The following is a 19,348-nucleotide window of genomic DNA, read 5'->3' on the forward strand; positions in this document are numbered from 1 at the left end:
GATTAATGAATGAGTGTTGTAACGGCGAGACGAAACACAGGAATGGCAACGCGGAATGCATTGCCATCGACGTCGACCATTTCATAATGGCCTTGCATGGTACCCATCGGCGTTTCAATCACCGCACCGCTGGTGTACTGGTACTCTTCGCCAGGGGCAATGTGTGGCTGTTCACCAACCACACCTTCCCCCTGAACTTCAATTTCACGGCCATTGCCGTTGGTGATAAGCCAGTAGCGCCCGCGCAGCTGCACAGGCATCCGCCCCAGGTTGCGAATGGTCACGGTGTAAGCAAAGACAAAACGTTCTTCATCCGGTGAGGATTGGGACTCAACATAGACGCTTTGTACATGGACACATACGCGGGGCGAATCAATCATGGCTCAACTCTCCTTCGGCGGCGCATTTTCGCTGATGTAATTAGCCAGCTTGCAGTACTGCTCTACGGAAATGTTCTCCGCACGCATTGCCGGGTCGATTCCCAGCTCGGCTAACACCTCAACGGTGAACGAATTGCTCAGGCTGTTACGAATCGTTTTCCGGCGCTGGTTAAAGGCTTCCGTGGTGATCCGGCTCAGTACACGCAGATCTTTAACCGGGTACGGTTTCGTTTTATGCGGCACCAGGCGTACAACCGCAGAATCCACTTTCGGTGGCGGCGTAAAGGCGGATGGCGGGACTTCGAGCACCGGGATCACGTTGCAGTAATATTGCGCCATCACGCTTAAACGACCATACGCTTTACTGTTCGGGCCTGCAACCAGACGGTTAACAACCTCTTTTTGCAACATGAAGTGCATGTCGGCAATGGCATCAGTATAGCTAAACAGGTGGAACATCAGCGGGGTGGAAATGTTGTACGGCAAGTTACCGAACACGCGCAGCGGCTGGCCCATTTTTTCCGACAGCTCGCCAAAGTTCATGGTCATGGCATCCTGCTGATAAATGGTCAGCTTCGGCCCGAGGAACGGGTGCGTTTGCAGGCGTGCAGCCAGATCGCGGTCCAGCTCGATGACGGTCAGTTCGTCGAGGCGTTCGCCGACCGGCTCGGTCAGTGCGGCAAGGCCCGGGCCGATTTCGACCATTGCCTGACCTTTTTGCGGATTAATAGCCGAGACAATGCTTTCGATCACGAACTGATCGTTAAGGAAGTTTTGCCCGAAACGTTTACGGGCTAAGTGGCCCTGATGGACTCGATTAGTCATTGAGTATTAACAATCATTTTGATGGCGAGATTAAGCGCCGTAATAAAACTGCCGACATCCGCTTTCCCCTGGCCTGCCAGATCCAGCGCAGTACCGTGGTCAACGGACGTTCGAATAAAGGGTAAACCGAGGGTGATATTCACGCCGCGGCCAAAGCCCTGGTATTTTAGCACGGGCAGGCCCTGATCGTGGTACATCGCGAGCACGGCGTCGGCATTATCCAGGTATTTTGGCTGGAAAAGGGTGTCCGCAGGCAGCGGCCCGCTTAAGTGCATCCCTTTTGCACGCATTTCTTCAAGCACCGGAATAATGGTGTCGATCTCTTCGGTGCCCATATGCCCGCCTTCACCGGCGTGCGGATTCAGGCCGCAAACCAGAACGTGCGGCTGCTTGATGCCGAATTTGGTTTGCAGGTCATGATGCAGGATAGCGATGATCTCCCGCAGCAGCTCCGGGGTGATGGCATCCGGAATGGCCTTAATGGGCAGATGGGTTGTCACGAGAGCAACGCGCATCTCCTCGGTTGCCAGCATCATCACCACTTTCGGGCTGTGCGAGCGCTCTTCAAAGAACTCCGTATGCCCGGTAAACGGAATACCCGCTTCGTTGATCACACCCTTGTGGACGGGGCCGGTAATCAGAGCGGCAAACTCACCCTTCAGACAACCGTCGCAGGCGCGCGCAAGGGTTTCAACGACATAATGACCGTTTTCCGTGCTGAGATGGCCCGGGATGACAGGCGTACGAAGGGGAACAGAGAGAAGCGTGAGCGTACCGGCTTGTTGCGGTGCAGGCTGTTGGCCTTCAACGTAAGGGATGAGCGTTAAAGGCAGACCGAGCAGCGTTGCCCGGTCTTGTAACAGTGTTGCATCAGCGCAGACGACCAGTTCTGCCGGCCAGCTGCACTGGGCGAGCTGGACAACGAGGTCAGGCCCAATCCCGGCGGGTTCGCCGGGAGTGATAACAACACGATGCTGTTTCATTAGTTGCTCAGAACTTTCACGTAAGCGCTGGCGCGTTGTTCCTGCATCCAGGTTGCCGCTTCTTCAGAGAACTTACGGTTAAACAGCATACGGTAGGCTCTGTCTTTCTGCGCCGCATCCGTTTTATCAACGTTACGGGTGTCCATCAGTTCGATCAGATGCCAGCCAAACGAAGAGTGTACCGGCGCACTGATCTGGCCTTTGTTCATCTTCATCAACGCATCGCGGAACGCTGGATCGTAAATATCCGCCGCTGCCCAGCCCAGATCGCCGCCCTGGTTAGCAGAGCCTGGATCCTGAGAGAACTCTTTTGCTGCATTTGCGAACGAGGTTTTACCGCTCTTAATGTCAGCAGCAATCTGTTCCAGCTTCGCACGCGCCTGCTCGTCAGTCATGATAGGCGACGGTTTCAGAAGGATGTGGCGAGCGTGAACTTCGGTGACGGAAATACTTTGGCTCTGACCGCGGAGATCGTTCACTTTCAGAATGTGGAAGCCCACACCTGAACGGATTGGACCGACGATATCACCTTTCTTCGCTGTGCTCAGTGCCTGGGCGAAGATGGATGGCAGCTCCTGAATACGTCCCCAGCCCATCTGGCCGCCTTTCAGCGCCTGTTGGTCCGCGGAGTAGGTGATAGCCAGCTTGCCAAAGTCGCCGCCGTTACGCGCCTGTTCGACAATAGAACGCGCCTGGCTTTCGGCTTCCGCAGCCTGATCGGAGGTTGGGTTCTCTGGCAGTGGGATCAGAATGTGGCTCAGGTTCAGTTCTGTGCTGGCATCGTTCTGATTACCCACCTGTTTTGCCAGCGCGTCCACTTCCTGAGGCAGGATCGTGACGCGGCGGCGTACTTCGTTGTTACGCACTTCCGAAATCAGCATCTCTTTACGGATCTGGTTACGGTAGGTGGCATAGCTGATGCCGTCATAGGCCAGACGGCTGCGCATCTGGTCTAAAGACATATTGTTCTGCTTCGCGATGTTAGCGATCGCCTGATCGAGCTGCTCGTCAGTGACCTTCACACCCATTTTCTGCCCCATCTGGAGAACGATCTGATCCATGATCAATCGCTCCAGGATCTGGTGGCGCAGCGTGGCATCATCCGGAAGCTGCTGGCCTGCTTCGCCTGAGTTGAGCTTCACTGATTTCATCAGACCGTCAACGTCACTTTCGAGCACGACGCCGTTGTTAACCACAGCAGCGACTTTATCAACAACCTGGGGGGCCGCGAAGCTGGTATTCGCAACCATAGCGACACCGAGCAGCAGCGTTTTCCAGTTCTTCATACTTTTTCCATTTCAATTAACCGCAAAGCGGATTACGTTGCAAATCAAGCACATTACAAGGAACTGCGGTACGGCAGAATGTTCGAGCGCAGCATCTGCTGCGTGCCCAGGCCGTAGTTGGAACTCAGGCCGCGCAGTTCGACATTAAAGCCAATCACGTTATCGTATTTGCCCTGACTGTTTTGTGTATCCCAGCCGTTAAGCTTGCGTTCGTAGCCGACACGCAGCGCGTAACAGCAGGAGTTGTATTGCAGACCCACCATCTGGTCCGCAGGTTTTTGTGCGTTAGTGTCATAGTAGTATGCCCCTACAATTGACCAGCGATCGGCAATAGGCCAACTCGCTGCGCCGCCCACCTGCGAAATCCCATCTTTGTATTGGTCTGCATTGGCGTAGTTCGGTAATGTCGCCTGGATATATTCCGGGCTGGCATAACGGTACGTTAACTGCATCATACGGTCTTCATCACGACGGTATTCAATGGCTGCACTGCCGGTAGCGATATTGTCCAGTCGCGTATCGTACTGAACGCCACCGCGCAGGCCCCAGCGATCGGTCATGCGCCAGTAGGTATCGCCCGCCCATACCAGTGAACCGGTCTTGTTGTCTTTCTCCCAGTTAATGTTGTCATCACCGGTACGAGACTCGGTGAAATAGTAGATTTGACCAACAGAAACGTTAAAACGTTCAACGGCAGCGTCATCATATACGCGCGTTGTGACACCGGTCGTTAACTGGTTAGCAGAAGCGATACGGTCGAGACCACCATAGGTACGGTCACGGAACAGGCCGCTGTAGTCAGACTGCAGGAAAGAGGAGTCGTAGTTCTGAATTTTGCTCTGATCGCGATAAGGCACGTAAAGATATTGCATACGCGGCTCAAGCGTCTGGGTATATCCGTCGGCCAGAAGAGCCATATCACGTTCAAAGATCAGCTTGCCGTCCATTTTGAACTGAGGAAGCGTACGGTTGACGGATTCTTCAAGGTCGGTGCCATAGCGATTATTGTACCAGTCCAGGTTTTTCTGCTGGTAGTGCGTCGCCATGAGCTTGGCTTCTGTATTCAGGCTTGCCCAATTATTCGACCAGGGTAAGTTGATCGTTGGCTCAAGATGGACACGCGTGGATTCCGGCATATCCGAGTTGGTATTAACGAAATGTACCGCCTGCGCGTAAACGTGGGTGTCAAACGGACCGACATCGTTTTGGTACCAGTTCACATCCAGCTGCGGCTCCGCACCATATGTACTGGTGGTCTGATTGCTAAATACCTGGAACTGTTTAGTGGACACCGTGGCGTTAAAGTTTTGAATCGCATAGCCAACGCTGAATTTCTGCGTCGCGTAGCCATCGGTACTTGAACCGTACTTGGAGTCAAAGTCATTAAAGTAGTAAGGATCGCTGACCTTGGTATAGTCGACGTTAAAACGCCAAACCTGGTCCATAACACCCGCATGGCGCCAGTAGTACAACCAACGGTGTTTGTCCCCTTCGGTCGGATGCTCGTCCTGGAAGACTTTATCCGACGGCAGGTAATCCAGCTCCATCAGACCTGCACCAGCCTGACTCAGATAGCGGAACTCGTTTTCCCACATGACGTTGCCGCGCTTGTGGATATAGTGCGGCGTGATCGTGGCGTCCATGTTGGGCGCGATGTTCCAGTAATACGGCAGGTAAAACTCGAAGTAGTTCGAGGTGCTGTATTTGGCATTCGGGATCAGGAAGCCGGAGCGACGTTTGTCACCTACCGGAAGCTGCAGGTAAGGGCTGTAGAACACGGGTACCGGACCGAGCTTGAAGCGGGCATTCCAGATTTCCGCGACCTGCTCTTCACGGTCGTGGATCACTTCGCTGCCAACTACGCTCCAGGTATTTGAGCCCGGCAGACAGGAGGTGAAGGAGCCGTTTTCCAGGATCGTATAGCGGTTTTCACCACGCTGCTTCATCAGGTCTGCGTTACCGCGCCCCTGGCGTCCCACCATCTGGTAATCACCTTCCCAGACGTTAGTATCTTTGGTGTTCAGGTTTGACCAGGCTTTCGGACCTTTCAGGATGACCTGATTGTCGTCATAGTGCACATTACCCAGCGCATCCACCGTTCGTACCGGCTCGGCCGCACCTTCTGGCTGCTTCTGGTGCAACTGCACTTCATCTGCCTGCAGGCGGCTATTGCCCTGGTTAATATCCACATTGCCCGTAAACGTGGCATTGTCAGGATAGGTACCTTTTGAACTGTCTGCAGTAATGGTTACCGGCAAGCTATTTGTATCGCCTTTTACCAGCGGGCGATTATAACTTGGGACGCCAAGCATACACTGCGAGGCGAGATCGGCCGCCAGCCCCTGTTGACTGTACAGGGCGGTGCCAATCATTGTGGCCAGGAGGGTGGGGATACGTTTTTTCATACGTTGTATTTTATTGTTCCGTCATCAGTGGCTACGGCTTACAAACGCTCAGAGACTATCTTACTCATCTGCGCAGTACCAGCGTTAATCCTGCCCGTTTGCGTGCCAGAGTGTTAGGCTCGCTATCGAATGACGAGTATGATAAAGCAAATTATAGGCGATGTCCTTCAATTGACCGTGACTTGAACACAGTGATGATGACGTTGCGTCGGCCAGGAATATGACTATCCGGGGAGTATATGCAGTATTGGGGTAAAATAATCGGCGTTGCGTTCGCCATCATCATGGGTGCCGGGTTCTGGGGGATTGTACTTGGGCTTATTATCGGCCATATGTTTGATAAGGCGCGCAGCCGCAAAATGGCCTGGTTTGCCAATCAGCGCGAGCGTCAGTCCCTCTTTTTCTCCACCACCTTTGAGGTCATGGGGCACTTAACCAAATCCAAAGGGCGCGTAACAGAAGCCGATATTCAGATTGCCAGCGTCTTTATGGATCGCATGAACCTGCACGGTGACTCCCGTCTGGCGGCACAAAATGCGTTTCGCATCGGTAAATCGGATAACTATCCGCTTCGCGAAAAAATGCGTCAGTTCCGCAGCATCTGCTTCGGGCGTTTTGATTTAATTCGGATGTTTCTGGAAATCCAGATCCAGGCGGCCTTCGCCGACGGTTCGCTGCACCCTAATGAGCGCGACGTGCTGTACGTCATTGCGGAAGAGCTGGGCATCTCCCGCATGCAGTTCGATCAGTTCCTGCGCATGATGCAGGGCGGCGCGCAGTTTGGCGGCGGCTATCATCAGCAGTCGTCTGGCGGCACCTGGCAGCAGGCGCAGCGTGGCCCGACGCTGGAGGATGCCTGCAACGTGCTTGGCGTGAAGCCATCGGATGATGTCACCACCATCAAACGTGCCTACCGCAAGCTGATGAGTGAGCATCACCCGGATAAACTGGTCGCGAAAGGCTTACCGCCGGAAATGATGGAGATGGCGAAGCAAAAGGCGCAGGAGATTCAAAAGGCCTACGAGCTCATTAAAGAGAAGAAAGGTTTCAAATAAAAAAAAAGCCCGACGGTGTCGGGCTTTTTTTTAGAAGTCCACCGGGGCCTTAAACGTCATCGTGTTACCGAAGGCCGGATGGGTGATGGTGAGCGTCTGCGCATGAAGCTGCAGACGGGGCGCTAACGCCAGCGCTTCAGGCGGGGCGTAAAACCGGTCGCCCAGAATCGGATGGCCCAGCGCGAGCATATGCACGCGTAGCTGGTGAGAGCGCCCGGTAATCGGCTTAAGCAGGACGCGCGCGGTGTTATCCGGCGCGTACTCCAGCACTTCATACTCGGTTTGCGCCGCCTTGCCGGTTTCATAGCACACCTTCTGCTTTGGCCGGTTCGGCCAGTCGCAGATCAGCGGTAAATCGACCAGACCCTCTTCGCTTGCCGGATGGCCCCAGACGCGCGCGACGTACTGCTTTTTCGGTTCGCGCTCGCGGAACTGGCGTTTTAATTCGCGTTCCGCGGCTTTATTCAACGCCACCACAATCACGCCGCTGGTGGCCATGTCCAGGCGATGGACGGACTCCGCCTGCGGATAATCACGCTGGATACGCGTCATTACGCTGTCTTTGTGTTCATCCAGACGCCCCGGCACGGACAACAGGCCGCTGGGCTTGTTGACCACCATAATGTGCTCATCCTGATACAGAATGACCAGCCAGGGATCCTGCGGCGGATTGTAAGGCTCCATCACCATCTTGCGCTCCGTTTACTGATGCGTCACAACGATAAGGCGCAGGGCATCCAGACGCCAGCTTGCCTGATTCAGGCTTTCCAGCACCTGCTGGCGGTTGCTTTCAATCGCCGCCAGTTCGTCGTCACGGATGTTAGGGTTGACTGCTTTTAAGGCTTCCAGACGCGACAGTTCCGCAGACAGTTTCTCGTCGGCTTCATTGCGCGCGGCATCAATTAGCGCTCTGGCTGATTTTTCAATCTGGGTTTCGCCCAATTGCAGAATGGCGTGTACATCCTGTTGTACCGCGTTGACCAGTTTACTGCCCGTATGGCGGTTCACCGCGCTCAGCTGTCGGTTGAAGCTCTCGAATTCAACCTGTCCCGCCAGGTTGGTGCCGTTTTTGTCCAGCAGCAGGCGGACGGGGGTCGGCGGCAGGAAACGGGTGAGCTGCAGCTGTTTCGGCGCTTTCGCTTCCACAACGTAAATCAGCTCCACCAGCAGGGTACCCACAGGCAGCGCCTTATTTTTCAACAGGGAAATAGTGCTGCTGCCGGTATCGCCGGACAGAATCAGATCCAGGCCGTTGCGGATCAGCGGGTGTTCCCAGGTGATGAACTGAGCGTCTTCGCGGGACAGCGCCACGTCACGCTCGAAGGTAATGGTGCAGCCATCTTCCGGCAGGCCCGGGAAATCCGGAACCAGCATGTGATCGGACGGGGTAAGAACGATCAGGTTCTCGCCGCGGTCGTCCTGGTTAATGCCCACGATGTCGAACAGGTTCATGGAGAAGCTGATGAGGCTGGTGTCATCATCCTGTTCTTCAATGCTCTCGGCAAGCGCCTGCGCTTTTTCACCGCCGTTAGAGTGGATCTCCAGCAGGCGATCGCGGCCCTGTTCCAGCTGCGCTTTCAGCGCGTCGTGCTTCTCACGGCAGGACTTGATCAGCTCATCAAACCCTTCTGTGTTTTCCGGCGCGGCGAGGTAGCCGATCAGATCGCTATGTACCCGATCGTAAATCGTGCGGCCCGTCGGGCAGGTATGCTCAAACGCGTCCAGGCCTTCGTGGAACCAGCGTACCAGCACGGACTGGGCGGTTTTTTCCAGATAAGGCACGTGGATCTGAATATCATGCGCCTGGCCAATACGATCCAGACGGCCGATACGCTGTTCCAGCAGGTCCGGGTTGAACGGCAGGTCGAACATCACCAGGTTGCTGGCGAACTGGAAGTTACGGCCTTCAGAACCGATCTCAGAACACAGCAGAACCTGCGCGCCGCTGTCCTCTTCCCCGAACCATGCCGCGGCGCGGTCGCGCTCAACGATGGACATCCCTTCGTGGAACACGGCGGCACGAATGCCTTCGCGCTCGCGCAGGACCTGCTCAAGCTGCAGCGCGGTAGCCGCTTTGGCGCAGATCACCAGCACCTTCTGGGACCGGTGCGCGGTCAGGTAGCCCATCAGCCACTCTACGCGCGGATCGAAGTTCCACCAGGTGCCGGTATCACCTTCGAATTCCTGATAGATTTGTTCCGGGTAGAGCATGTCGCGAGCGCGCTCTTCCTGAGTTTTGCGCGCGCCCATAATGCCGGAGACTTTAATCGCCGTCTGGTACTGCGTTGGCAGCGGCAGCTTGATGGTGTGCAGCTCGCGTTTCGGGAACCCTTTCACGCCGTTTCGGGTGTTACGGAACAGCACGCGGCTGGTGCCGTGGCGGTCCATCAGCATGTCGATCAGCTCTTTGCGCGCCGATTCCGCGTTATCGCCTTCACTGTTGGCAGCCTGCAGCAGCGGTTCAATATCCTGCTCGCCAATCAGATCGCTCAGTGTGTTAAGTTCGTCATTAGAGAGACGCTTGCCCGCCAGCAGCATGGCGACGGCATCCGCGACCGGACGGTAGTTATTCTGTTCTTCCACGAACTGCGCAAAGTCGTGGAAACGGTTTGGATCGAGCAGGCGCAGACGGGCAAAGTGGCTTTCCAGCCCCAGCTGCTCCGGCGTTGCGGTCAGCAGCAGGACGCCAGGCACGCGCTCGGCAAGCTGCTCGATAGCCATATATTCGCGGCTCGGCGCATCTTCGCTCCAGACCAGATGGTGCGCTTCATCGACCACCATCAGATCCCATTCGGCATCGCACAGGTGCTCAAGGCGCTGCTTGCTGCGGCGCACGAAATCCAGTGAGCAAATCACCAGCTGTTCCGTTTCGAACGGGTTATCCGCGTCGTGCTGGGCTTCTGCATAGCGCTCATCGTCAAACAGGGAGAAGCGCAGGTTAAAACGACGCAGCATTTCAACCAGCCACTGATGCTGCAGGGTTTCAGGAACCACAACCAGCACGCGCTCGGCGGCGCCGGAAAGGAGCTGCTGATGCAGGATCATGCCCGCTTCAATGGTTTTTCCCAGACCCACTTCATCAGCCAGCAGCACGCGCGGGGCGTGACGACGGCCCACGTCATGAGCGATATTCAGCTGGTGCGGGATCAGGCTGGTACGCTGTCCGCGCAGGCCGCTCCACGGCATGCGGTACTGTTCACTCTGGAACTTGCGCGCGCGATAGCGCAGAGAGAAGCGATCCATACGGTCGATTTGCCCGGCAAACAGGCGATCCTGTGGCTTGCTGAACACCAGTTTGCTGTCGAGCAGCACTTCACGCAGGATGACATTGGCCTCGTCGGTATCCAGGCGAGTTCCAATATAGGCGAGCAGTCCATTCTCTTCTTTTACGTCTTCAATCTTGAGCTGCCAGCCGTCATGGCTGGTCACGGTGTCACCCGGATTAAACATTACGCGGGTCACAGGGGAGTCATTGCGAGCGTACAGGCGGTTTTCACCGGTGGCAGGGAAGAGGAGGGTAACCATGCGCGCATCGACGGCAACGACGGTTCCTAATCCAAGTTCGCTTTCTGTATCGCTGATCCAGCGTTGACCAAGTGTAAAAGGCATAGTTGTTCGGCTCTAATCTTTAATTGCAGGCAATAGTTCGACCCCGTCAAAAAAGACGGTCATCGAAAAATGGGTCCGGGAATGGAAAGGGCGCTATGGTACTGGATGGCAGCCATTTCGTCACGCGTCAAAATAGGCCAAGTTGCCCTGTCACTAGTGTAGCAAAGTCGTCGTCGATGAAGGGCAAAATTCCGTCAGCGACCGGCTGAAGCTGACGCGTCAGATAGTGTTCGTAATCCAGAGGAGAATGTTGATAATCCACGGGTTCCGGGCCGTTAATCGTCCAGACGTATTTGATGGTCCCCCGGTTCTGATACTGCGGCGCGCGGCCGCGACGGACGTTTTCTTCATCCGCCAGGCGCGCGGCGCGTACGTGCGGAGGCACGTTGCGCTGGTACTCGGCGAGCGGGCGGCGCAGTCGCTTGCGATACACCAGCTGCGCGTCGAGTTCACCTGCCATCAGGCTGGCTATCGTCTCGCGCACGTAGTCCTGATACGGCTCATTGCGAAACACCCTCAGATAGAGCGTTTGCTGGAACTGCTGAGCCAGCGGCGTCCAGTCGGTTCGCACCGTCTCGAGCCCTTTAAAGACCATTCTCTGCGTGTCACCTTCCTGAATGAGCCCGGCATAACGCTTTTTGCTGCCCTGATCGGTACCGCGAATGGTGGGCATTAAAAATCGGCTGAAGTGGGTTTCAAATTCCAGCTCCAGCGCGCTGGTTAACCGCTCTTTTTGCAAATGTTCCTGCCACCAGTCGTTCACGAAGGCGACCAGCGCGTTGCCGATTTGCGCGGCGTCGTCGTCTGAGTGTGCGCCCTTAAGCCACACAAAGGTGGAGTCCGTGTCGCCGTAAATGACGTCATAGCCCCGGGATTCAATCAGCGCTTTGGTCTGGCGCATGATCTCATGCCCGCGCATGGTGATCGAGGAGGCCAGACGCGGGTCAAAGAATCGGCAGGCGCTGGTGCCCAGCACGCCGTAAAAGGCGTTCATAATGATTTTCAGCGCCTGCGAGAGCGGCTTGTTGCCGTGGCGCTTGGCCTCGTCGCGGCCGTGCCAGATGTTTCCCACAATTTCTGGCAGGCAGTGTTTTTCCCGCGAGAAGCGGGCGCCGAGGAAGCCTTCCGTGCTGTGCTCATCGTCCGGCTGGGCCATGCCCTCAACCAGCCCGACGGGATCGATCAGGAAGGTGCGGATAATCGACGGGTAGAGGCTTTTGTAATCCAGCACCAGCACCGAGTCATACAATCCCGGTCGGGAGTCCATCACGTAGCCGCCGGGGCTGGCCTGCGGCGGCACGTCCCCGAGATTGGGTGCGACGTATCCTGCCCGGTGCATCCTGGGGAAATAAAGATGGCTAAAGGCCGCCACGGAGCCGCCGTGCCTGTCAGCCGCAAGGCCGTTTACCGTTGCGCGCTCCAGCAGGAACGGCATGATCTCGGTTTTGTGGAAAATCTGCGTGACCAGCTCGCAATCTTTCAGGTTATAGGTGGCGAGTGCCGGCTTGTCTTCGTTAAAGCGTCGGTCAATCTCGTCCATTCTGTCCCAGGGGTTGTCGATGGACTTACCCTCGCCAAGCAGCTCCTGCGCGACCGCTTCGAGGGAGAAGGAAGAGAAGCTCCAGAAGGCGGATTTCAGCGCCTCAATGCCGTCGATAATCAGGCGGCCGTTAGCCTGCGCGAAGAAGACGCCGTTCTTAAAACCGTGCTCGCGCCATTCCAGCTCGCTATTGCCGCGACCGAGCATCAGCGGGATGCGATACCGCTCGGCGTGTTTTTGCAGCACGCGCAGGTCGAATTGCACCACGTTCCAGCCGATCAGGACGTCGGGATCGTAATCGGCAAACCACTGGTTAAGCTTCTCCAGCAGCTGTGGGCGGCTGTTGACATACTCAAGCCGGAAATCCAGCGCGGACGCGTCCCCGTTCGGCGGCCCAAGCATATAGACAACCCGATCGCCGCACCCTTCCAGGCCAATACAGTACAGTTCACCGTGGCGGGTGGTTTCGATATCCAGCGACACCCATTTTAGCGGCGGACGATAGTGCGGATTCGGCTTCAGGCGCGCGTTGATAATTTTGCCGTTTTGCGGGGAGCCATCGATCCAGACGGGGGCGGTAATAAACCGCTCCATCAGAAAGCGTTCAGGTGGGCGGATATCCGCTTCGTAGAGCGTCACGCCCGCCTCGCGGAGCAGTTTTTCATAGCGCATAAGCTGGCGATGGGCGCGGCAGTAAAGGCCGTAAACCGGCTGACGATGAAAATCTTTCAGTTCAAGCGGAGTAATACGCCAGCCGTTTTCGCCGCGCAGCAGCTGCTTCACTTTTTCGACGTGAGGTTCTGGAATAAAAGCCACGGATTCCTGCGGCGGCAGCGCGACATGTAGCGGGCCGTTGTCCGTCGCCAGCCAGAATTCAACCTCGGTGCCCTGAGGCGTATCCCGCCAGTGTCGGGTCAGTAAAAAGCCTTCTTGCGCCTGCGCCACGCCGTTATCCCAGAAAACAAAACCAGGCTTGATTATAGCCTGGTTGAATATTTTATGCTGGGTATATATACAGTTTACTGTCCGTAATAGGCCTTCGCGCCGTGCTTGCGCAGATAATGCTTATCCAGCAGGGTTTGCTGCATGTCCGGGAGCTGCGGCGCCAGCTGTCGGCAGAAGATCCCCATATAGGCGACTTCTTCGAGCACGATCGCGTTATGCACCGCGTCTTCCGCATTTTTACCCCAGGCGAACGGGCCGTGGGAGTGCACCAGCACGCCGGGCATTTGCGCCGCGTCGATTCCCTGTTTCTCAAAGGTTTCGACAATCACGTTGCCGGTTTCCCACTCGTATTCGCCGTTAATCTCGGCGTCGGTCATCAGGCGCGTGCAGGGAATGGTGCCGTAAAAATAGTCCGCGTGGGTGGTGCCGGTCGCCGGGATGGACTGGCCCGCCTGGGCCCAAATAGTGGCATGGCGCGAATGGGTATGCACAATACCGCCGATGGTCGGAAATGAGCGGTACAGCAGTCGGTGGGTTGGCGTATCGGAGGAGGGTTTTTTCTTACCTTCGACCACTTCACCTGTCTCGAGGCTGACAACGACCATATCGTTCGCCGTCATCACCGCGTAATCAACGCCGGAAGGCTTGATCACGAACACGCCTTTTTCGCGGTCAACGGCGCTCACGTTGCCCCAGGTCAGCGTCACCAGGTTATGTTTCGGCAGCGCCAGATTGGCTTCAAGTACCTGACGTTTGAGATCGTCTAACATTGTTGTCTCCTGCCGGATGGCGCTTCGCTTATCCGGCCTGCAGAACAGTAGGCCAGGTAAATGTCGCGCCACCGGGCATTCAGGGCTTAGCGTTTTGAACCGTAATAGACTTCGTTCCAGCGCAGCGCGTCTTTGAACGCAGGCAGGCGGGTATCGTTATCAATCACGGTCAGTTCGATGTCGTGCAGCTCGGCGAACTGACGCATGTCGTTCAGATCCAGCGCGTGGCTAAACACGGTGTGGTGCGCGCCACCTGCGACGATCCAGGCTTCTGACGCGGTAGGCAGGTCAGGCTGTGCTTTCCACAGGGCGTTGGCGACCGGCAGTTTCGGCAGAGAGTGTGGCGTTTCAACGGCATCGACGCAGTTAACAAGCAGGCGGAAACGATCGCCCAGATCGATCAGGCTGGCGTTGATGGCCGGGCCGGTACGGGTGTTGAAGATCAGACGCGCCGGATCGGCTTTACCGCCGATGCCGAGATACTGCACGTCGAGGATCGGTTTCTCTTCCACCGCGATGGAAGGGCACACTTCCAGCATGTGCGAGCCGAGCACCAGGTCGTTGCCGTTTTCGAAGTGGTAGGTGTAGTCCTCCATAAAGGAGGTGCCGCCCTGCAGACCGGTCGACATCACCTTCATGATGCGAAGCAGAGCGGCAGTTTTCCAGTCGCCTTCGCCCGCAAAGCCGTAGCCCTGCTGCATCAGACGTTGTACCGCCAGACCCGGCAGCTGTTTCAGGCCGTGGAGGTCTTCAAAGGTGGTGGTAAAGGCGTGGAAGCCGCCCTGTTCCAGGAAGCGCTTCATGCCCAGCTCGATGCGCGCCGCGTCCAGCACATTCTGGCGCTTGTCGCCGTTGATTTGTGCCGCAGGCGTCAGGCGGTAGCTGCTTTCGTACTCGTCCACCAGCGCGCTTACGTCGCCATCGCGGATTTCATTGACCACCTGTACCAGGTCGCCCACGGCCCAGGTATTCACGGAGAAGCCGAACTTGATCTGCGCGGCGACTTTATCGCCGTCGGTGACCGCAACTTCACGCATGTTGTCGCCAAAACGCACCACTTTCAGGTGGCGGGTGTCCTGCTTAGAGACCGCCTGACGCATCCAGGAGCCGATACGTTGTTGCGCCTTGCCATCCTGCCAGTGGCCGGTGACCACCGCGTGCTGCTGACGCATACGCGCCCCGATGAAGCCGAACTCGCGGCCGCCGTGCGCGGTCTGGTTCAGGTTCATGAAGTCCATGTCGATGCTGTCCCACGGCAGGGAGGCGTTGAACTGGGTATGGAACTGCAGCAGCGGTTTGTTGAGGATAGACAGGCCGTTGATCCACATTTTTGCTGGTGAGAAGGTGTGCAGCCACACCACCAGACCGGCGCATTTATCGTCGTAGTTGGCGTCGCGGCAGATGTGAGTGATTTCGTCCGGCGTGGTGCCCAGCGGTTTCAGCACCAGTTTGCACGGCAGTTTAGCCTCCGCGTTCAGCGCGTTAACGACGTGCTCCGCGTGTTTCGTCACCTGCTGCAGCGCTTCCGGTCCGTACAGATGCTGGCTGCCAATCACAAACCACACTTCATAGTTATTAAAAATGGTCATCGTCGTGTCCTTAATGGGTCAGGGTTGCCGTCGGTTCCGCGGTGTGTTTTGACGGGGCGGCGACAGGGAGATAGTGAAGTTCGGCGCTTTTTGCCCATTGCTGGTAGCGCTGATAAAGCTGTTCAAAGCGTTGTGCCTGCTGGGCCTGCGGCTGGAGCGTATTTTCAACGGCGCTTGCCATATGCTGCTGCGCGGTTGGGATATCTACATGCACGCCTGCGGCAACCGCAGCGAAAATCGCCGCGCCCAGCGCGCAGCACTGATCGGAAGCGACAATCTGCAGTGGACGGTTCAGGACGTCGCAGCAGGCCTGCATGATGACCGGGTTTTTACGGGCGATGCCGCCCAGCGCCATCACGTTATTCACGTCGATGCCCTGTTCGGTGAAGCACTCCATAATCGCGCGGGCACCGAAGGCGGTGGCGGCAATCAGGCCGCCGAACAGCGCAGGCGCGTCGGTTGCCAGGTTGAGATCCGCGATCACCCCTTTCAGACGCTGGTTGGCGAACGGCGTGCGACGACCGTTAAACCAGTCCAGCACCACCGGGAGGTGATCGAGCGAGGGATTTTTCGCCCAGGCTTCGGTGAGCTGCGGCAGAAGCTGTTTTTTGCTCTCTGCTATCTGGGTTTTCAGTTCAGGATGCGCGGCCGCCAGCTGGTCCAGCGGCCAGCCCAGCACGCGGCCAAACCAGGCGTAGATATCGCCAAACGCGGACTGACCGGCTTCGAGGCCGATAAAGTCCGGCACCACGCTGCCGTCCACCTGGCCGCAGATGCCTTTTACCGCACGGTCACCGACGGTGGCTTTATCCGCCGTCAGAATGTCGCAGGTGGAGGTGCCGATGACTTTTACCAGCGTGTTTGGCTGCGCGCCTGCGCCCACGGCGCCCATATGGCAGTCAAAGGCGCCGCCGGAGATCGCCACGTTCTGCGGCAGGCCCAGACGTTTCGCCCACTCTTCGCAGAGCGTGCCGACCGGAATATCGGCGGTAAAGGTGTCGGTAAACAGCGGATATGTCAGGTTCTTGTTGATAATCGGGTCGAGCTCATCAAAGAACGCGGCTGGAGGCAGGCCGCCCCAGCTTTCATGCCATAACGATTTATGCCCGGCGCTGCAGCGGCCGCGGCGAATATCCTGCGGACGCGTGGTGCCGGAGAGCAGGGCAGGCACCCAGTCGCACAGCTCAATCCACGATGCGGCTGCCTGGGCAACCGATGCATCCGCGCGGGTAACGTGCAGGATCTTGGCCCAGAACCATTCGCTGGAGTAAATCCCGCCGATGTAGCGCGAGTAGTCTGTTTTGCCCGGCTGATGGCACAGGCGCGTGATGGCTTCAGCCTCTTCGACGGCGGTATGGTCTTTCCACAGTACGAACATGGCGTTCGGGTTGTCGGCAAACTCCGGGCGCAGCGCCAGCACGCGGCCTTCGGCATCTACGGGGGCAGGCGTGGAACCGGTGCTGTCAACGCCAATTCCGACAATCTCTGCACGCTGGGCGTCAGTCAGTTCAGCGAGGACGGTTTTAATTGCCGCTTCCATCGACTCAATGTAATCGCGCGGATGGTGGCGGAACTGGTTGTTCGGCGCATCGCAGTAGCGCCCCTCTTGCCAGCGCGGGTACCACTCAACGCTGGTTGCTATCTCCTGGCCGGACGTACAGTCCACTGCCAGCGCGCGAACCGAATCGCTGCCAAAATCGAGGCCAATCGCAATTGCCATGGTGTTGCTCCATCGAAAAAACAGGTATGGAAGAACATTAGAGACTGGGGACGAAAATCGTCAGGCAGGATCCGCTAATCTTATGGATTAAATTGCTGTTACAACGGAAAGTGTGACGCCGTGCAAATATTCAATGTGGACATTTCTGCCGCACTTATAGACACTTTTGTTACTGCTTATCTGCCTGCTCTGGCGGAGAAATCAGGGGGGAAGGCTGAAACATGGCGGACGTAAAAGAGGCGTGAAGCTTTTTGGATCTTTTCGCAGACCATTTTTGACCTGCTTTTAATGATATGGACAATTGGTTTCCTTCAGGACCCTTGGGAGAACTGAATCTATGGCCGAAACGCAAAACGATCCCCTGCTGCCGGGATATTCGTTTAACGCGCACCTTGTGGCGGGACTGACCCCTATCGAGGCTGAGGGATATCTCGATTTTTACGTCGACCGACCGCTCGGGATGAAAGGGTATATTCTTAACCTGACCGTGCGAGGGGAAGGGATCATCAAGAACGGTGACCAGCAGTTCATCTGCCGCCCTGGCGATATTCTGCTGTTCCCGCCGGGGGAGATCCACCATTACGGCCGCCACCCTGACGCAAAAGAGTGGTATCACCAGTGGGTTTACTTCCGTCCGCGCGCCTACTGGCAGGAGTGGCTTTCGTGGCCTGCTATTTTTGCGCAGACCGGTTTTTATCGACCGGATGAGGTTCATCTGGCGCAGTTTCGCGAGCTTTTTGCCCAGATTATTGAGGCGGGGCAGGCAGGCGGTCGTTATGCCGAACTGCTGGCAATTAACCTGCTTGAACAACTGCTTCTGCGACGGATGGAAGCGATTAACGCGTCGCTGAATCCGCCGCTGGATAACCGCGTGCGCGACGCCTGCCAGTACATCAGCGACCATCTGGCGGATAGCCAGTTTGATATTGCCAGCGTCGCCCAGCACGTTTGCCTGTCGCCTTCGCGCCTGTCGCATCTGTTCCGCCAACAGCTTGGCGTCAGCGTGCTGAGCTGGCGCGAAGATCAGCGCATCAGCCAGGCGAAGCTGCTACTCAGCACCACCCGCATGCCGATTGCCACCGTGGGGCGCAACGTGGGCTTTGAAGATCAGCTCTATTTTTCTCGCGTATTTAAAAAATGCACCGGCGCCAGCCCGAGCGAATTCCGCGCGGGATGTGAATGAACGGTAAACATTCAGGTGAACTTCAGGAGCATCTTGTAAACTATTCAGACAATTGTTGCCTTGACGCGGTGCGGGGCGCTAAGCAGAATCGCTGATTCGTTTTCTGACCGGAATAGTTATGCAGGCATTGCTGGAACACTTTATTACCCAGTCCGTTATGTATTCGCTCATCGCCGTGGCGCTGGTGGCGTTTCTGGAATCGCTGGCTCTTGTGGGGTTAATCCTGCCCGGCACCGTGATGATGGCAGGGCTTGGCGCGCTGATTGGCAGCGGTGAGGTTAATTTCTGGCAGGCGTGGCTAGCCGGGATTATCGGCTGCCTGCTGGGCGACTGGATCTCGTTCTGGCTGGGCTGGCGCTTTAAGAAGCCGCTGCACCGCTGGTCGTTCATGAAAAAGAACAAAGCGTTGCTGGATAAGACCGAGCATGCGCTGCACCAGCACAGCATGTTTACCATCCTCGTCGGCCGCTTTGTCGGGCCTACGCGTCCGCTGGTTCCCATGGTCGCCGGGATGCTGGATCTGCCGGTCGCCAAGTTTGTGGTACCGAATATTATCGGCTGCGTATTCTGGCCGCCGTTCTACTTCCTGCCGGGGATCCTCGCGGGTGCAGCTATCGATATTCCTGACGGTATGCAGAGCGGTGAGTTTAAGTGGCTGCTGCTGGGCACGGCGGTGCTGCTGTGGCTGGCGGCATGGCTGTGCTGGCGGCTGTGGCGCAGCGCGAAAGCGAACATCGATCGCCTGAGTCGCTATCTCCCCCGTGCTCGCCTGTTGTGGCTGGCCCCGTTGACGCTGGGGGTTGCGGTGGTAGCGCTGGTGGCATTGATTCGCCATCCGCTGATGCCGGTGTACGGTGAGATCCTGTTGAAAGTAGTGAGTCGTTAGAGTGTTTTCCCTCTCCCACAGGGCTGAGGGTTCCCCACAATTAATTCCTGCACGGACGGCCCCCTCTCCCTTGAGGGTGTACGGTCCGGGGACATGGTAGACAGGTGTTCGGGGACATGGTGAACACTTTTTAACATCCTTTACCCATGGTGATCGACTTTTTCTTCAGGTC

Annotated in this window: 14 protein-coding genes; 3 read left to right on the forward strand and 11 right to left on the reverse strand. The window is 56.8% G+C overall.

From position 1 onward, the window contains the following. Positions 1 to 2: 2 nt before the first annotated feature. The 5 genes from apaG to lptD are packed head-to-tail and all read right to left on the reverse strand — an operon-like array spanning position 3 to position 5,879. Positions 3 to 380, reverse strand: a complete 378-nt coding sequence (gene apaG / locus M2433_RS14840) for a Co2+/Mg2+ efflux protein ApaG (RefSeq protein WP_429055053.1) — start codon at positions 378 to 380, stop codon at positions 3 to 5. Between the two features lie 3 nt (positions 381 to 383). Next, complete coding sequence (gene rsmA / locus M2433_RS14845; protein ID WP_008502020.1) at positions 384 to 1,205, reverse strand: 16S rRNA (adenine(1518)-N(6)/adenine(1519)-N(6))-dimethyltransferase RsmA; 822 nt, start codon at positions 1,203 to 1,205, stop codon at positions 384 to 386. Next, the gene (gene pdxA, locus M2433_RS14850; RefSeq protein WP_429055055.1) at positions 1,202 to 2,188 is read right to left on the reverse strand and encodes a 4-hydroxythreonine-4-phosphate dehydrogenase PdxA; all 987 of its coding nucleotides are present in this window, start codon (positions 2,186 to 2,188) and stop codon (positions 1,202 to 1,204) included. Before pdxA ends, rsmA begins: the two co-directional genes overlap by 4 nt. Then, positions 2,188 to 3,474, reverse strand: coding sequence for a peptidylprolyl isomerase SurA (gene surA / locus M2433_RS14855; RefSeq protein ID WP_429055057.1), 1,287 nt, complete (start codon positions 3,472 to 3,474; stop codon positions 2,188 to 2,190). The genes pdxA and surA overlap by 1 nt, the downstream gene beginning before the upstream one ends. Before the next feature lie 53 nt (positions 3,475 to 3,527). Continuing rightward, on the reverse strand, positions 3,528 to 5,879 hold the full coding sequence (gene lptD, locus M2433_RS14860) for an LPS assembly protein LptD (RefSeq protein ID WP_429055058.1): 2,352 nt from the start codon (positions 5,877 to 5,879) through the stop codon (positions 3,528 to 3,530). 239 nt (positions 5,880 to 6,118) lie between these two features. Between lptD and djlA the strand changes: the two genes are divergently transcribed. Then, the gene (djlA, locus tag M2433_RS14865; RefSeq protein WP_047346325.1) at positions 6,119 to 6,934 is read left to right on the forward strand and encodes a co-chaperone DjlA; all 816 of its coding nucleotides are present in this window, start codon (positions 6,119 to 6,121) and stop codon (positions 6,932 to 6,934) included. A gap of 30 nt (positions 6,935 to 6,964) precedes the next feature. On the opposite strand, the gene rluA is transcribed toward djlA, so the two are convergent. The 6 genes from rluA to araB form a co-directional block, all read right to left on the reverse strand. Beyond that, entirely contained in the window at positions 6,965 to 7,624 is a 660-nt protein-coding gene (gene rluA, locus M2433_RS14870) for a bifunctional tRNA pseudouridine(32) synthase/23S rRNA pseudouridine(746) synthase RluA (RefSeq protein ID WP_429055059.1), read from the reverse strand. Positions 7,625 to 7,636: 12 nt separating this feature from the next. After that, entirely contained in the window at positions 7,637 to 10,543 is a 2,907-nt protein-coding gene (gene rapA, locus M2433_RS14875) for an RNA polymerase-associated protein RapA (protein WP_429055060.1), read from the reverse strand. Positions 10,544 to 10,670: 127 nt separating this feature from the next. Continuing rightward, a complete protein-coding gene (gene polB, locus M2433_RS14880; RefSeq protein ID WP_429055062.1) occupies positions 10,671 to 13,028 on the reverse strand; it encodes a DNA polymerase II in 2,358 nt (785 codons plus the stop codon). Positions 13,029 to 13,102: 74 nt separating this feature from the next. Further along, positions 13,103 to 13,798: an L-ribulose-5-phosphate 4-epimerase gene (gene araD / locus M2433_RS14885; RefSeq protein WP_429055064.1), complete on the reverse strand. Its 696-nt coding sequence runs from the start codon at positions 13,796 to 13,798 to the stop codon at positions 13,103 to 13,105. 86 nt (positions 13,799 to 13,884) lie between these two features. Next, positions 13,885 to 15,387, reverse strand: coding sequence for an L-arabinose isomerase (araA, locus tag M2433_RS14890; protein WP_429055066.1), 1,503 nt, complete (start codon positions 15,385 to 15,387; stop codon positions 13,885 to 13,887). Between the two features lie 10 nt (positions 15,388 to 15,397). Continuing rightward, positions 15,398 to 17,107: a ribulokinase gene (araB, locus tag M2433_RS14895; RefSeq protein WP_429055068.1), complete on the reverse strand. Its 1,710-nt coding sequence runs from the start codon at positions 17,105 to 17,107 to the stop codon at positions 15,398 to 15,400. A 337-nt stretch (positions 17,108 to 17,444) separates the two neighbouring features. Here araB and araC point away from each other — a divergent pair, with 337 nt between their 5' ends. Further along, positions 17,445 to 18,290, forward strand: coding sequence for an arabinose operon transcriptional regulator AraC (gene araC, locus M2433_RS14900; RefSeq protein ID WP_429055070.1), 846 nt, complete (start codon positions 17,445 to 17,447; stop codon positions 18,288 to 18,290). A gap of 118 nt (positions 18,291 to 18,408) precedes the next feature. Beyond that, positions 18,409 to 19,176 carry a DedA family protein gene (locus tag M2433_RS14905; protein WP_429055072.1) on the forward strand — a complete coding sequence of 256 codons (768 nt, stop codon included), beginning with the start codon at positions 18,409 to 18,411 and terminating at the stop codon, positions 19,174 to 19,176. The last annotated feature ends 172 nt before the right edge of the window (positions 19,177 to 19,348 follow it).

It is taken from the genome of Enterobacter sp. AC1 (assembly GCF_050434705.1).
Classification (GTDB): domain Bacteria; phylum Pseudomonadota; class Gammaproteobacteria; order Enterobacterales; family Enterobacteriaceae; genus Enterobacter; species Enterobacter cloacae_L.